Origin of the sequence: Pararhodonellum marinum, assembly GCF_015354735.1 — a bacterium.
Taxonomy (GTDB): Bacteria; Bacteroidota; Bacteroidia; order Cytophagales; family Cyclobacteriaceae; genus Pararhodonellum; species Pararhodonellum marinum.
In genome coordinates, this window is the sequence record NZ_JACEFJ010000009.1 from 161,706 (window position 1) to 175,539 (window position 13,834).

Annotated in this window: 13 protein-coding genes; 5 read left to right on the forward strand and 8 right to left on the reverse strand. The window is 42.6% G+C overall.

Going from position 1 to position 13,834, the window contains the following annotated elements; translation table 11 throughout:
• Positions 1 to 10 precede the first annotated feature (10 nt).
• Genes H1A14_RS16385 through H1A14_RS16395 form a run of 3 tightly spaced genes read right to left on the reverse strand, consistent with a single transcriptional unit; the run spans position 11 to position 2,400 of the window.
• Positions 11 to 1,324 (reverse strand): D-alanyl-D-alanine carboxypeptidase/D-alanyl-D-alanine-endopeptidase, encoded by a 1,314-nt coding sequence (locus H1A14_RS16385; RefSeq protein ID WP_194777360.1) that lies wholly within the window; start codon positions 1,322 to 1,324, stop codon positions 11 to 13.
• 5 nt (positions 1,325 to 1,329) lie between these two features.
• Positions 1,330 to 1,725, reverse strand: a complete 396-nt coding sequence (locus H1A14_RS16390; protein ID WP_194777361.1) for a DUF423 domain-containing protein — start codon at positions 1,723 to 1,725, stop codon at positions 1,330 to 1,332.
• A gap of 6 nt (positions 1,726 to 1,731) precedes the next feature.
• Positions 1,732 to 2,400 (reverse strand): YggS family pyridoxal phosphate-dependent enzyme, encoded by a 669-nt coding sequence (locus H1A14_RS16395; protein WP_194777362.1) that lies wholly within the window; start codon positions 2,398 to 2,400, stop codon positions 1,732 to 1,734.
• A gap of 92 nt (positions 2,401 to 2,492) precedes the next feature.
• Here H1A14_RS16395 and H1A14_RS16400 point away from each other — a divergent pair, with 92 nt between their 5' ends.
• The 3 genes from H1A14_RS16400 to H1A14_RS16410 are packed head-to-tail and all read left to right on the forward strand — an operon-like array spanning position 2,493 to position 5,271.
• Complete coding sequence (locus H1A14_RS16400) at positions 2,493 to 4,040, forward strand: GH3 family domain-containing protein (RefSeq protein WP_194777363.1); 1,548 nt, start codon at positions 2,493 to 2,495, stop codon at positions 4,038 to 4,040.
• The gene (locus H1A14_RS16405; protein WP_194777364.1) at positions 4,037 to 4,672 is read left to right on the forward strand and encodes a LysE family translocator; all 636 of its coding nucleotides are present in this window, start codon (positions 4,037 to 4,039) and stop codon (positions 4,670 to 4,672) included. The genes H1A14_RS16400 and H1A14_RS16405 overlap by 4 nt, the downstream gene beginning before the upstream one ends.
• Positions 4,669 to 5,271 carry a DUF6992 family protein gene (locus tag H1A14_RS16410; protein ID WP_194777365.1) on the forward strand — a complete coding sequence of 201 codons (603 nt, stop codon included), beginning with the start codon at positions 4,669 to 4,671 and terminating at the stop codon, positions 5,269 to 5,271. The genes H1A14_RS16405 and H1A14_RS16410 overlap by 4 nt, the downstream gene beginning before the upstream one ends.
• Here H1A14_RS16410 and H1A14_RS16415 read toward each other — a convergent pair.
• From H1A14_RS16415 to H1A14_RS16425, 3 genes are read right to left on the reverse strand one after another with little or no spacing between them, the layout of a single operon-like run.
• The gene (locus H1A14_RS16415; protein WP_194777366.1) at positions 5,268 to 6,314 is read right to left on the reverse strand and encodes a vWA domain-containing protein; all 1,047 of its coding nucleotides are present in this window, start codon (positions 6,312 to 6,314) and stop codon (positions 5,268 to 5,270) included. The genes H1A14_RS16410 and H1A14_RS16415 overlap by 4 nt on opposite strands.
• Positions 6,301 to 7,197 (reverse strand): hypothetical protein, encoded by an 897-nt coding sequence (locus H1A14_RS16420; RefSeq protein ID WP_194777367.1) that lies wholly within the window; start codon positions 7,195 to 7,197, stop codon positions 6,301 to 6,303. The genes H1A14_RS16415 and H1A14_RS16420 overlap by 14 nt, the downstream gene beginning before the upstream one ends.
• The gene (locus tag H1A14_RS16425) at positions 7,190 to 8,068 is read right to left on the reverse strand and encodes a DUF58 domain-containing protein (RefSeq protein ID WP_194777368.1); all 879 of its coding nucleotides are present in this window, start codon (positions 8,066 to 8,068) and stop codon (positions 7,190 to 7,192) included. The genes H1A14_RS16420 and H1A14_RS16425 overlap by 8 nt, the downstream gene beginning before the upstream one ends.
• A 105-nt stretch (positions 8,069 to 8,173) precedes the next feature.
• Between H1A14_RS16425 and H1A14_RS16430 the strand changes: the two genes are divergently transcribed.
• Both H1A14_RS16430 and H1A14_RS16435 read left to right on the forward strand, forming a co-directional pair.
• Positions 8,174 to 8,512 carry a DUF4296 domain-containing protein gene (locus tag H1A14_RS16430; RefSeq protein ID WP_194777369.1) on the forward strand — a complete coding sequence of 113 codons (339 nt, stop codon included), beginning with the start codon at positions 8,174 to 8,176 and terminating at the stop codon, positions 8,510 to 8,512.
• A gap of 3 nt (positions 8,513 to 8,515) precedes the next feature.
• On the forward strand, positions 8,516 to 10,903 hold the full coding sequence (locus tag H1A14_RS16435; RefSeq protein WP_194777370.1) for an endonuclease MutS2: 2,388 nt from the start codon (positions 8,516 to 8,518) through the stop codon (positions 10,901 to 10,903).
• 296 nt (positions 10,904 to 11,199) lie between these two features.
• Here H1A14_RS16435 and H1A14_RS16440 read toward each other — a convergent pair whose 3' ends face one another.
• Together H1A14_RS16440 and H1A14_RS16445 are read right to left on the reverse strand one after the other, a co-directional pair.
• Positions 11,200 to 12,687 carry an oligosaccharide flippase family protein gene (locus H1A14_RS16440; protein WP_194777371.1) on the reverse strand — a complete coding sequence of 496 codons (1,488 nt, stop codon included), beginning with the start codon at positions 12,685 to 12,687 and terminating at the stop codon, positions 11,200 to 11,202.
• Between the two features lie 106 nt (positions 12,688 to 12,793).
• Entirely contained in the window at positions 12,794 to 13,834 is a 1,041-nt protein-coding gene (locus H1A14_RS16445) for a glycosyltransferase family 4 protein (protein WP_228527822.1), read from the reverse strand.

Below are 13,834 nucleotides of genomic sequence, written 5' to 3' on the forward strand. Positions count from 1 at the left end.
GATGTTGAAGTTAAAAATTATCCCGAATATATAATAATACCTTCTCCATCTCTGTTCTCACCACACTGGCTTTGTAGGGGTAATTGTTGTTCATAAAGGCAAAAGCATACACTTTGTTGCTTTTGGTTTTGATAAATCCCACCAAGTCATGGTTGTTGCTTAGGGTGCCTGTTTTCGCATGGATGTATGGCGTGAGGGATTTATAAGAATTCCTCAACGTTCCATCCACTCCCCCTACCGGAAGGAGGTCAAACAAAGTTTGATCTGGCACGATGCGATAGATTTTTTCAGCCAAAGTGACCATACTTCTTGGTGTCATTAGGTTGTGCCTGGATAGGCCTGATCCATCCACCCATAGAGGCTTGTCCGGTAGGTCAAAAAGATGGGTTTTCTGGATGTAATCGATGGCTCTTTCAGGATTGAGTTCTTTAAACAAAACATCAGAAACCATAAGCAACAGTTGCTCAGCGATAAAATTATCACTTTCCTTCAGCATTTCCCTATATAGAATCTGGGTGGGTAGCCCCTTAAGGACTTGGTGCTTTTCCGGTAATCGCTCTGCAGATAACACCACTTTTTTTTGTAGCGCCTGTCCCGCTAAATCCACAAAAAGTTCAGGAGAGGTAATAAACGGAACTTCTATTTTCATTCCGTTATAGCTTCTGGGATTGTAATAGAATTGGTTGGAATGAAATTCCCTCTGTACATTGCGAACATCCCTATCCATGGCTTGCAATGAATTTCTGAAATAAGCAGGTGAAAGTACAGGCTGGTTGCCTTTTTTTTCTGCCGTCACCAAATTTCCAAAAATGGGCATGGAGGACCGTTCTGCGGAAAAGGAATAGAAAAAATCGTCCCATTGCCATCCAAAGCCAAAGGCATCTGATTTCCAATTGGATTGAGAAAAATAGATGGATTCAAATTTTTTCAAAAAGGAATCCAAGGCCGGTTGAGGGAGTTTGGGATATTTCCAACTGGGGTCACCTGTGCCCCAAAAGGTAATCTCATTCTCCTTGGTGGTATACCTGATCAGATTAGAGCTGTCTCCCAAGACGATAAGCGCCCCATAGAATGTCAAAAGTTTTACCGTGGAGGCGGGGATAAAGTAAAGGTGGCTGTTTTTTTCGTACTGTAACGTTTGCTCCTCCAGGTCATATAGCATGAAACCAGTGGTATGTTTATCAAAAAAAGATCCTTTTCCCAACCTTTCGTCCAAACCAAAATAGCGGGCTCTAGGATCTTGTCCGCGTGAAGGCAGTGAAAACAGTGAAAAAAAGAAAGTTAGGAAGCAAACTAAAAGGAGTCTGTTGGGGGTTAAGTTCACGCAAATCAAGGGTTAAAATGTTTCTTTTCTTTATTGATTCCCAAGAAGACCAGTAACCAACCGGTCATCAAAGCTATGCCTCCAAATGGGGTAATGGCTCCAAGCCAATTGGCACCTGAAAGAGACAGCACTAACAAAGAACCTGAAAAGATCAAAATACCTGCCAAAAATATCGAGTTGGCCCATCCCAAGATGCGGTTATTGGGGAATTTGAGTTGGATGATCCCAACAGCCAAGATGGCTAGGCTGTGGTAAAACTGATATTTAATGGCTGTTTCAAAAGTTTCTGTCCTACCCAATGATTCGAGGATTTCGGACAAACCATGGGCGCCAAAGGCTCCGATCCCAACAGAAAGTAAACCCAAAATACATGCTATTTGTATGCTACTGATGGCTTTCATCTTTCGTTAATTTCGGGATCCAAAAATTGCGCTGCCTATTCGTACCATGGTACTTCCTTCTTCTTGGGCGATCAGGTAATCTCCGCTCATTCCCATTGAAATTTCTTTTAATTCAAATGTCTCGGGCAGCACCATTTGATTGAGCTTATCCATAAGGGTTTTAAGTCCTTTAAATTCAGCCCTTACCAAGTCTTTGTTCTCTGTGAAGGTGGCCATACCCATCAATCCTTTTACTTTGATGTGATTCAATTGAACCAAAAATTCATCATCAAGCATTTCCTTTAGTTCCTGTTCATCAAATCCAAACTTACTTTCCTCTTTGGCGATATGAACCTGGAGCAGGCATGAAATGACCCGGTCAATTTTCTCTCCCTGCTTGTTGATTTCTTTCAGCAGGCGGTAGGAATCCACTCCATGTATGAGATAGACAAAAGGGGCCAAAAATTTGACTTTATTGCGCTGAAGGTGGCCGATCATGTGCCAACGAATATCTTCAGGCAAATGAGCTTGTTTGTCTACCAATTCCTGAACTTTATTTTCACCAAAATCCCTTATTCCCGCATCATAGGCCTCCTGTATATCAGTGGTTGGTTTGGTTTTGGTAACAGCTACCAGCAAACAGGAGGGATTTATAAAACTCTTTTTTATTTGGGCAAGGTTTTCTTTAATTGGCATTATCTTTAATTTACAAATCCAAAGATACGGCTGTATAGTCAACAGCCAAAGTATTTTTGACAGGGAGTGAGATTTTAATCTAAATCATTGATATGGCCATTCTGGGTACATTATTGAAAAAAGGAATTCGTTTAAGAGAGTCCCTTGAACAGGAATATACTTCGCCTTTGGGGCTTCAAAAAATGGAACTTCAAAAACTATTGATTGCCGCAAGAAACACCAAAATAGCTGATAAATACCATTTTAAAGGAATTCTGTCCGCATTCAAATCTCCTGGGAACGCTTTTTATGAGGCCTTCAAAAGTCAGGTTCCCATCTATGATTATAATAAAATATATGAAGAATGGTGGCACTTGCTCAAACAAGGGGAAAGTGATGTGACTTGGCCGGGTAAAATCAGGTATTTTGCTTTAAGTTCAGGAACATCAGGCAGTTCATCCAAATATATCCCCATTTCCAAAGAGATGGTGAAAGCCATCCGTAAAACCGGGGTAAGACAGATTCTTACTCTTTCTAAATATGAATTGCCTCCAAGTCTTTTTAGCAAGGGTATTTTGATGTTGGGGGGAAGCACAGATCTTGAATTCAATGGCACCTATTTTTCCGGTGATCTAAGCGGGATCACTACCGGTAATCTTCCTATTTGGTTTCAGCGTTTTTATAAACCAGGCAAGAAAATATCCAAAAACAAAAACTGGCGTGATAAGCTGGAGGAAATCGTGGAGCATGCACCAAAATGGGATATTGGGATCATTGTGGGGGTTCCGGCATGGCTTCAGATCCTCATGGAAAAAATCATAGAGCGCTACCAGCTAGAAACCATCCATGACATCTGGCCCAATCTGATGATATTTGTTCACGGAGGAGTTTCTTTTGAGCCCTACAAGCGCGGTTTTGAAAAGCTATTGGCCAAGCCCCTGGTTTATATGGAAACCTATTTGGCTAGCGAAGGCTTTTTGGCATTCCAGGCATTGCCAAACAGGAGATCCATGAGACTTGTGCTCAATAATGGGATTTTCCATGAATTTGTGCCATTTCATGAGGCCAATTTTGATGAACAGGGAGACCTTAAAGCAGGTGCTCAAACCCTAAATATTGAACAAGTAGAAGAAGGGGTGGATTACGCACTTCTGATCAGCACTTGTGCAGGTGCCTGGCGATACCTGATTGGGGATGTGATCCGTTTTGTTTCCAAAGCAGAGTGTGAAATCATCATTACTGGACGGACCAAGCATTTTTTGAGCCTTTGCGGAGAACACCTTTCTGTAGACAACATGAACAAGGCAGTTGAACTGGTAGGGGAAGAACTTAAGCTTTCTCTATCCGAATATACCGTGGTTGGTTTCCCCCATGGGACACTTTTTGGCCACCATTGGTATATAGGAACCGACGATCAAGTTGACCCTGACCTTTTTTGTAAGAAGCTGGATGAGAAACTCAAAATCATCAATGATGATTATGCGGTCGAAAGACAGCATGCGTTGAAAGAAGTCAAAGTCACCATTTTAAATCCGAATTACTTTTATGAATGGCTTCGGCTTCAGGGAAAAGAAGGGGGGCAGAATAAATTTCCTCGGGTATTGAAAGGCGAAAAAATGGAAAATTGGATCGATTTTCTGAAAAATCAACCTTCCTTATGACCGGAGCTTTGGCAGAAGGGATTTTGATGGGGTTGGTGCTGTCCATGATCATCGGCCCTGTGTTTTTTGCCTTGATTCAGCATAGCATGAGCTATGGGTTCAAACATGCCGTTTTTATGGCCCTTGGTATCCTCCTCAGTGATAGCATGTATGTTTTGATCTCTCATTACGGGGTTTCCTCATTTTCCAAAAACCCCATGATTGAAGGTTTTTTGGGTTATGCAGGAGGCATGATTTTGATAGGGTTTGGCATCGCCACATTCGTCAAAAAAGGCATTAGTAGACCGAATACAGGAGGATTTGGGAAGGATAAATCCAAAAAAAGGACAGGGTTCCTCAAGGGTTTTACCCTGAATGGGATCAATCCATTTGTTTTGCTCTTTTGGATTTCTGTGGCAGGTTTGGTCAACATGAAGGTCGACTATAGCGCAAAAGATGTTTGGTTTTATTACCTGGGGATATTGGGTACCGTTTTTCTGATCGATGTGCTGAAAGCTTATATTGCCAAAAGGCTCAGTCAATTCGTCACCCCTAAACTGATGTTAAATTTGAACAGATTGGTGGCTGCCGTGTTGGTATTCTTCGGAACCCGAATGATTTACTTTGCGGTACAAAACCAACCTCTATTATGAAAATACTGCATCAATTACTCTTTATCTTTGGATTTGCACTTCTGATGACCTTGCCACAAGCTGTTCAGGCCCAAAACGGCGAGGAGTGGATTCCCTTTAACCAAAAAAGGCTCGACTACAACCGTAAGGGAATGCTTATCCTAGGGTCTTGGGCAGTCGGGAACATGATTTTAGGAGGGGCCCTGGCAGGCAAAACTTATGGAGAGGTCAAAGCTTTTCATCAAATGAATTTATATTGGAATTCTGTGAATCTTTTGATTGCAGGATTTGGGTATTATGGGGCCACCAGAGAGATTCCCTCTCAGGATTTTTGGGAAACCATTCAGGCCCAGCAAAGCATTGAAAAAATTCTGTTGGTCAATGCTGCCTTGGATGTAGCCTACATGGCGGGAGGTTTTTGGTTACAGGAAAGGGGGAAGAGACTGGATAAGCCCCAATTTATTGGTTTTGGTAAATCTGTGGTCTTGCAAGGAGCCTTTCTAATGAGCTTCGATGTGATTTTGTATCTTTTTCATAGAAATCATGCTGTCGAGTTACCGAAAATTCTGGAAAGTATCAGGATAACTGAAAACGGTTTGGGATTATTGTTGACTTTTTAATCGAGTAGAAAGTTGTTGAAAAAACTATTTTTCAATGCCAGCCAAATGAAAAAGAAAATGATCCCCCAAAAGAGATAAGCCCTGTAGTAGTCATTGGTTTCCCGATACCGGGACTCGATGATTTCAGCTTTCTCCAACTCATCAATTCGCTCAAAAATATTTTCGAGGGCGTTGTCGTCATTGGCCCGGAAAAATTCCCCTTTACCAATTCTTGCGATCTCCCTGAGGGTAGTTTCGTCTAGGTAACTCTCTATCATTTGAGGTCTGCCGAAGAAATCCTCTCCATAGGGAACCAAACCGTCTTTCCCTACCGCTATGGTATAGATTTTTATGTCCAATGCATCGGCAAGTTGGGCCGCAAAAATTGGTTCAACATTTCCGGCGTTGTTGTCTCCGTCACTGAGAAGGACCATCACTTTGGATTTGGATTCCGATTCCCTCATTCGGTTGGTGGCCGTGGCCAAAGCACTACCTATCGCTGTACCTTTGGCATCCATCATATTAAAGGAGATGTCTTTGATCAGGTCAGAGAGCAATTCATAATCGGTTGTAAGCGGTGCAAGTGAAAAGGCTTCACCGGAAAATATCACCATCCCAATCCGGTCACCCATTCTTCCATTAATAAAATCTATAGCTGTTTCTTTGGCTGCCTCGAGTCGGTTGGGTTTAAAATCCTGAAGATCCATGGATTCAGAAATATCCATCACCAGCATGATGTCGATGCCTTCGGTATATTGTTCCACCCGCTCATTGGTCCGCTGTGGCCTGGCCAATGCGATTACTACCATCCACAAGCAGAGTAGGTAAAAAAATGTTGGGATGAGTCTCAGGTAAGTCCAAGGGTTTTTTTTGTCCACAGAACCTGGGAGGGAAAGTTCCAAAACAGGGTTTTTGAGTACCTTGATAAATTTTCTCAAGAGCATCAGAAGGGGAACTATCCAAATCAAATGCAGCATACCGAAATTCTCCCACTCAAAAGAGCGGAAAGTATCCGGAAGAAACCAATACCATGAGAACAACTGTGAGATATCAAGCGTATTCATGGATAGATTTTATTTTTTGATGGTACATTTCCTCACAAACCCCGCTGAGCCTTTCACAGGCCTGGTGCAATTTGAGCGAAGGTCGGTTGGCATAGATGATCAGTTCTATTTCACGAAGGTCATCCAGGATTGTAGGTTTTTCTAGGTGTTCCGCTATCTCTGTGGTGGTCCATTCGGGATAAGGTTCTCCGGTGAGGTGTTCCATTCTGGATTTCCAAATCCCCAACAACTCGTCCGCTTTATTAAGATTGGGGTCTGCTTCAAATTCAATAACCGCTTGCTGCCAATTTTTGAGGAACCGGTTGTGTCGATTTTTTTCCAAATAAGCCAGCCAGAGAGATTTAAGTTTATTGCCCAAAAAGTAAATAATTACAAAAGTAAGGACCGCTAGGACGGCCAAGCCGATCATTAAATAGGGGTAATTAAATGCTTTCTTCAAAGGCTGGTAAACATTGTTTTCCTTGAACTGCAACTGTTCAGGAATCTCGGCTATCGTCAAAACAAGTTCTAATTGGTCTTCAGGTGCCATATGTCGGATACTATCATACCTGAGAATCTCAAAAACCGGTAAAGCATAGGATTTTATCGGATCCAAAGAAAAATTCGAAAGAAAATACACGGCACTATCCAGAGTAAGGCTGTCTTGGGTATAAGTGGTGAAGGTTTGTTTGCCAAGGTAAGCAAAGTCCCCATATTGATAGGTAGAATCCGGGAAGAGGACATCCAATTGGGTGGGGTAGGTGGCTTTGAGAATATAACTGACCCGCTCTCCCAACCGGGCAGAATCCTCTACAAAATATCCTTCCACCTTGATCTCTTGAGAAAAAGACAAATGGCTGAATACTAAGAATACATTGAGTAGGATTAAATTGAATTTACCCACGCTTCATGGATTTGTTTCGGTACTTGAATAATTCAATCAAAGGTAGAACAATGTCCTCAGATGTATCCATGGGAAGGTAATTGATCTGGTTTTTTTTGCAAAGTTCTTTTAGAGACAATCTTTCTGAAGTAAATGTTTCAGATATTTTCTTGGAAAATGCTCCAAAAGCAGTATTCACCCATGTGGTGGTATTGGCTTCCTTATCATAAACAGGGATAATTCCCAAGGAAGGCAAAACCGACTCTCTGGGGTCAGTCAATTGAATGGCTACCAAATCATGTTTTTCTGCCAAAGCCTTAAAAGGCCGCTGGTAATCCTCGTCTATGAAATCCGAAATGACGATAATGATGCTCCTTTTCTTGATCAAATTCAAGGCGAAGGTAAACATTTCATTCAAATTGGTTTTGATGGATTTGTTCTTGTGGCTGAAAATACCCTGAATGATTCTGACACCTTGTCTCGGTCCTTTTCCGGGTAAGATGACTTTTTCTTTTTCATCTGAATAAGAGATCAAGGCCACTTTGCTGCCTTCATGAATGGCAGCTAAGGTCAAAACACCAGCCACCTCTTTTCCTTTGTCTATTTTTTTTCGACCTTCCTCTCCGATATCCTGAGAACCACTGATATCCAGTAGGAAATAAACCGATTGGTCTTTGTCCTCCTTGAAAGTCTTTACAAAGGTCCCATGACCTTTGGCAGAAACTTTCCACTCTATGGTCCTTACATCATCCCCGTATTGATAGGGTCTCAGGTCGTCAAACTCCAGGCCAGCTCCCTTGAAAATGGATTGATAATCCCCCTGAAGGTGGTTATTGGCCACCTTTCGGATCATGATTTCGTATTTTCTTAGTTTTTTGAGGAGCTGATTCATTTTGGTTTTTTCCGAACGGCTAATTTAAGGGACTCGTTTGAATAATAAAACGGGTAATGGACAACAAGTTGCCTAAATTTCATCCAAAATAGCTAATTTTGAAACGTGAAAAACTTAATTGTCTTATTTCTAGGGCTGTATCTTTTGGCAGCCTGTACCACTGACAGAGACCCAAAGTGGCTGATTTCTGAAGATAAAATGGTGGAGGTGCTTATTGACATCCACATGTCGGAGGGTTTGGTGAGTTCTTTCCCCATTTCCTACGATTCTTCCAAAAAACTCTATCCCATGTTTGAATATGAGGTTTTTAAAAAACATCAAGTCAATGACAGTGTTTTCACCAAAAGTCTGGAACATTACATGCTCAGTCCTCGAAAGATGGAACGGATTTACAGTCGTACCATTGATTCCCTGAGCATTAGAGAAAAAATAGGAGACAACTAAACCATGCTCTATCCCCATAATCTTGAATCCAAGATTAATTTTGATAAAATCAAGGAATTGATCAAATCCGAATGCAGCAGTTCCTTAGGGATTGATTTTGTTGAAAAGATTCATTTTTCAAGAGACATTCAGCTGCTGAACAAATTGCTGGATCAAACTGAAGAATTCAGGCAGATTCTGCTTTCCGGTGAATATTTTCCCTCCTCCAACTTCATCAATATCTATCCCTACCTGGAGAAAGGGAAGATTCCGGGTACATTTTTATATGAAGATGAATTTCACGAAGTCAGATTGGGACTGCTGACCCTTAAAGGTTGTCTTGAATTCTTTGAGAAACACCAAGAAAGTTACATACAGCTGTTTCAATTGATTGGAATGGTACAGCTTGACCATAGTCTGCTGAAAAGCATTGAGCGGGTTTTGGATGAAAAAGGCAAAATAAAGAACAATGCCAGTAAGGAATTGGCCATGATTCGATCCCAGATTCTTTACGAAGAGACCCGTCTGAGAAAAGTCATGGACAGAATTTTCAGGGAGGCCAAAGCCAAAGGTTTGACCCCCGATGATGCTTCTATCACGATCAGAGGCGGTCGGATGGTCATGCCTGTCCTGGCTGAAAACAAACGCCGTATCAAGGGTTTTATCCATGATGAATCGGCTACAGGTCAAACTGTGTTTTTGGAACCTGCTGAGGTCTTGGACATCAACAATGACCTGAGGGATTTGGAATACATGGAAAGAAGGGAAGTCCAGAGAATTCTCACGGAGCTGACTGATAGCATGCGCCCTTCTATTCCTGAACTGCGCAAAGCTTTTCAGTTTCTGGGCATGGTGGATTTTATCCGGGCCAAAGCCAGGTTTGCCCTAAAGATCAATGCTTCACGTCCAACTATTGAAAAAATAAAAACCATGGAATGGCACAATGCCCGCCATCCTTTGTTGGAGACGGTGCTCAAACAGCAACAAAAGAAAATCGTTCCTCTGGAGCTTAATCTAGACCACAACAGGCGGCTTTTGGTGATTTCAGGACCAAATGCAGGCGGCAAATCCGTGACCCTAAAGACGGTAGCCCTGATCCAATACATGCTGCAATGCGGACTTTTGATCCCTGTTGATGCCCATTCCAAATGCACGGTGTTCAAGCAGTTTTTCATCGACATTGGCGATGAACAAAACATAGAAAATGACCTGAGTACTTACAGCTCACACCTGATGAGCATGAAGCATTTTGCCGAGTTTGCCGATAAGAATACCATTCTTTTTATCGATGAATTTGGGACGGGTACCGAACCACAGTTTGGGGGAGCCATCGCGGAATCCATCCTGCTGGCTCTGAATAAATCCGGGACTTATGGCATCATCACCACCCATTATGGCAACCTGAAACAAATTGCAGCCAAAAGCCAAGGTCTGGTCAATGGAGCGATGAGGTATGACGTCGATCGTCTAGAACCCTTGTACCAACTGGAAATAGGAAAACCGGGCAGTTCCTTTGCGTTGGAAATTGCCGGTAAAATCGGGCTTTCCAAAGAAATTTTGGCTTATGCAAAAGCCAATATCGGAGAAGAACGGGTACGGTATGACAAGCTGCTCAACAAGCTGGAAAACGAAAAAAACCAGTACGAGCAACTTTTGGCTGAGACACAAAAAAAAGACAGGCTACTGCAACAGCGACTCCAGGAATACAATCAACTGAAAGATACCTTAGACACCCAAAAGAAGGAATTGCTTAGGCAAGCAAAGGTGGAGGCCAAAGCGCTGCTGGATCAAACCAATAAGAGAATTGAAGCCACCATACAGACCATCAAAGAAAGTCAGGCAGACAAGGAAGTCACCAAAAAAGCCAGAAAAGAGCTGGAAGAGTTAAAGGTGGCCGTGAAACCCGAAAAGGTAGTCCATAGCTCCCCTGAAATCAAGGTATTGGGCGGAGAGATACAAATAGGAGATCAGGTGAGAGTGAAGGACAACGGAGCAGTGGCGGAGGTGATTGGCATTAGGAACAAGGAGGTAGAAATCAGCATCGGAGAGTTGAAATCCAATGTCAAGCTCAACCGCTTGGAAAAAATCTCCAAGTCCACCTTAAAAAAAGAAGCCAAAGCTGCTGCAAAGAGGACCGGTTATGATACCAGTAGCAAGATGATGGAATTTTCAACCAACTTGGATCTGAGAGGCAAGCGTGGCGAAGAGGTATTTTCGTTGATTCAGAATTTTGTAGACGAAGGCTATATGCTAGGAATCAAAGACTTAAGAATTCTCCATGGAAAAGGTGACGGCATCCTCCGAGACATTACCAGAAATCTGCTGAGAAACATGAACAGTGTGCAACAATTTTCTGATGAACATGCCGATCGGGGAGGAGCTGGGGTGACCTTGGTGACTTTGAAGGGGTAGGAGGTAATTACTCTAAAGTTTTGTGTAACCTGAGTTCAACTTCACAATTTTAGCTAAATTTATGAAGTGGAGTTCACAAATTTAGCTAAAATCATGAATTGGGCGTACTCGGTTTTCCAAATTCATCTATATGGTTATCCCCTTCTTTCAAACGGGTCGGAAGTCGGAAGTCCCCTTCCTTTCGGAAGGAAGGGATGTGGCGGACATTTCAGTTTCCAGGCGAGTATTTTATTGAATTACCATTTTACTAGCATCATTGTGTACATACACTTTCATTTATTACGAATAGGGTTTATTTAACTTTTTTTCCCTATGTTTTTCAAGATCATTTCCCATAGCTGCCCTTGAAGGAGGGGAGTGATGCGTAAAAAATAGATGCCTAAACCATAAAGCAGGGTAATGGACAGTGATCGGATTACGATATCAAGAATCACAGGTTCCAACCGTGGCAAAAAGAAATGCTGTAAAGCCCAAATCAATAATCCCAAGACCACCAGTTTGGCAATGTCCCAACTGAATGGATCAAAACCCAGGCGGATTTTGACATAGATGTATTTGATCAAATTGTATAAAAACATGGCCATCAAAGAGGCCAATGCTGCCCCTTCCAATCCCATTATCGGAATAAAAATCAAATTGAAACAGACCACAGCCACGCACATGATCAGGGTGGCAGTGATGTTGAACAGATAGAACCTGGAGAAAACGATGATTTCCCCATTGACCGAAAAGACCATGTCTGAGAGCTTGCCCAAACCAATAAGCAGGACAATCCATTTTCCAGCCTCATAGATTTCCCTTTTGGGCACAAAGTGGTAGACATTGTCCACGTTGGCCCAGATGCCTAAGAAGAGTAGGAGACAGATCAAAAGTTGGTAGGTGGCTACTTTTTGGTAAAGGCTTTGTATCGGAGCCATTTCTTGTTTGGCAAAGTGCTCGGCAATCACGGGCATCACCACCTGAGAGATGGCTCTACGAGGGATCTCTATTACTACAGCAATGGAAAAGCCAATGGTATAAATGGCATTGGCATCGAGACCGATCATGGAAGAAACCATCAAGCTGTCAATTTTCATGATCAGAATAGCCCCCGCTGTTCCCAAGAATGTAATCAGGCTGAATCTGATAAATTCTGTCCGAAACCCTTGGGGAAAAGTGAAGCCGGTGAAATCCAGGCTAAAGATCCTCGTTTGATTCATATAGATGGCTAGACCCAGCAATGCAACAAGGTAGGCAATGGCCAAGCCCCACATCAACTGGTCAAAACCTATCCAATCAAAAAGATAGGCGCTGACCAGCAAAGCCAGCATCAGACGAAGCAAAACCTCCCTAATTAAGGCAGGTATGGCCACTTTTAAGAAAGAGCGGCAGATGGAGTCGAGAATCGTATTGAGTACAGCAAAAAAAGTGATGAACAACACCACACCCAAAAAATCCACCACTTCTGGTGAGTTGACCGCGTAGGCATCTACAATTTGTTGCTTGAACACAAGAAATAGACCGGCTACCAATAAAAAACCTACCAAGGTGATCAGAAGACTATAAGTGAAGAAAGCATTGATGTGGGATTGAATCCGGGGATAGAAACGGGTAATGCCATGCCCCACTCCCAATTGGGCAAAAGGGACCAGCAAAAGGGCCATGTCCTGAATGGTCCGGAAGGTCCCGATCTGATTGGGCTCCAGTGCGTAAGGCATCAGCCAAAGCAAGTTGAAATACCCTATCAAAACTCCGACATAGGAGGAAACGGTAGTCCATACACTTTGGCTGGCGATTTTGCCCATGGGGGATAAAAATATTGCTTTAGTGGCGAAAGATAATTGGAATGCTGCAATAAATCCCAAAGTAAGGCTCTAATTTAGGCAAATCAACCACTTCCCTGATTTCACGTCAATCAAATAATTCCAGCAATGCTTTTTGCCTTTTCTCATAAGGGAAGCGAAATCGAACACTTTCTGAGGCAGATTTCCTGAGCTGTTGCAAATTTTTCTTAGGAAGACCAAGGATCAGTTTTTCCAATAATACCGGATCTTTTTTTTCCAGAATCAGTCCGTGGTCACCGATGATTTCAGGGATGGCCCCAACGGCAGAACCAATGGGAATGCAGCCGCAAAGCATGGCTTCCGCAAGAGCATTTGGAAAGCCTTCTGACATGGACAACTGAAGATAAAATTGGTGTGTATTCAGCATTTCCATCAAAGGCTCAGGCTCCATTTTTCCAATGACTTTCACATTTGGATTTGGGCTTTGGTATTGATTATCACCAACCAAGGTAAAATGGTACTCAGGAAATTTTCCAGCGAGATATTCAATCAGATCAATGCCTTTCACCCTGGCTCGGCTACTTTTAGAAATGCCTGTTGCAATACTGATGAATGAAAATTGCTGTCTGGGTAAATCCAAATCTCTCCAAAAAGTAGTATCAAACCCATTAGGAATGACCTGTATGGGCGTATTGAGGTTAGGGATTAGATTTAGAAGACCCTGTTTTTGGGGAATTCCTTCTGCATAAAGATATTCAGATTGGACCAGAGAGGCTGCCACGGGAAGAATCAGGTCGCAATTTCGGAAACTGAATTGGGTAGCCCAGCTCAAGGTGAACTTCCTGTAATTTCCGTAATTTATGGCAGGAAGATTCATGGCATCGGTGCCACCGGATTGGATATAGACTTTTTTTCCGAATAATTTTCCCAGCATGGTAGGCCACACCGTGTGGTAACCTCCGAAAAAGCTTAGAAAATGGCTCGTTTTCGGCAGATAGTACAACAATTGAAAAAACTGCTTGACGAAATACCAGGGCAGCTGCACAGGTGACTGGGTAAAAGGGAGGGGCTGGACTTCATGTTTGAGCCGAAGCATCTCGATGTCCCGGTCTGTGAATGCCGTCCGCACCGGATAAATATAGAGGATCAGTGAAGGTTTGTCCTTCAT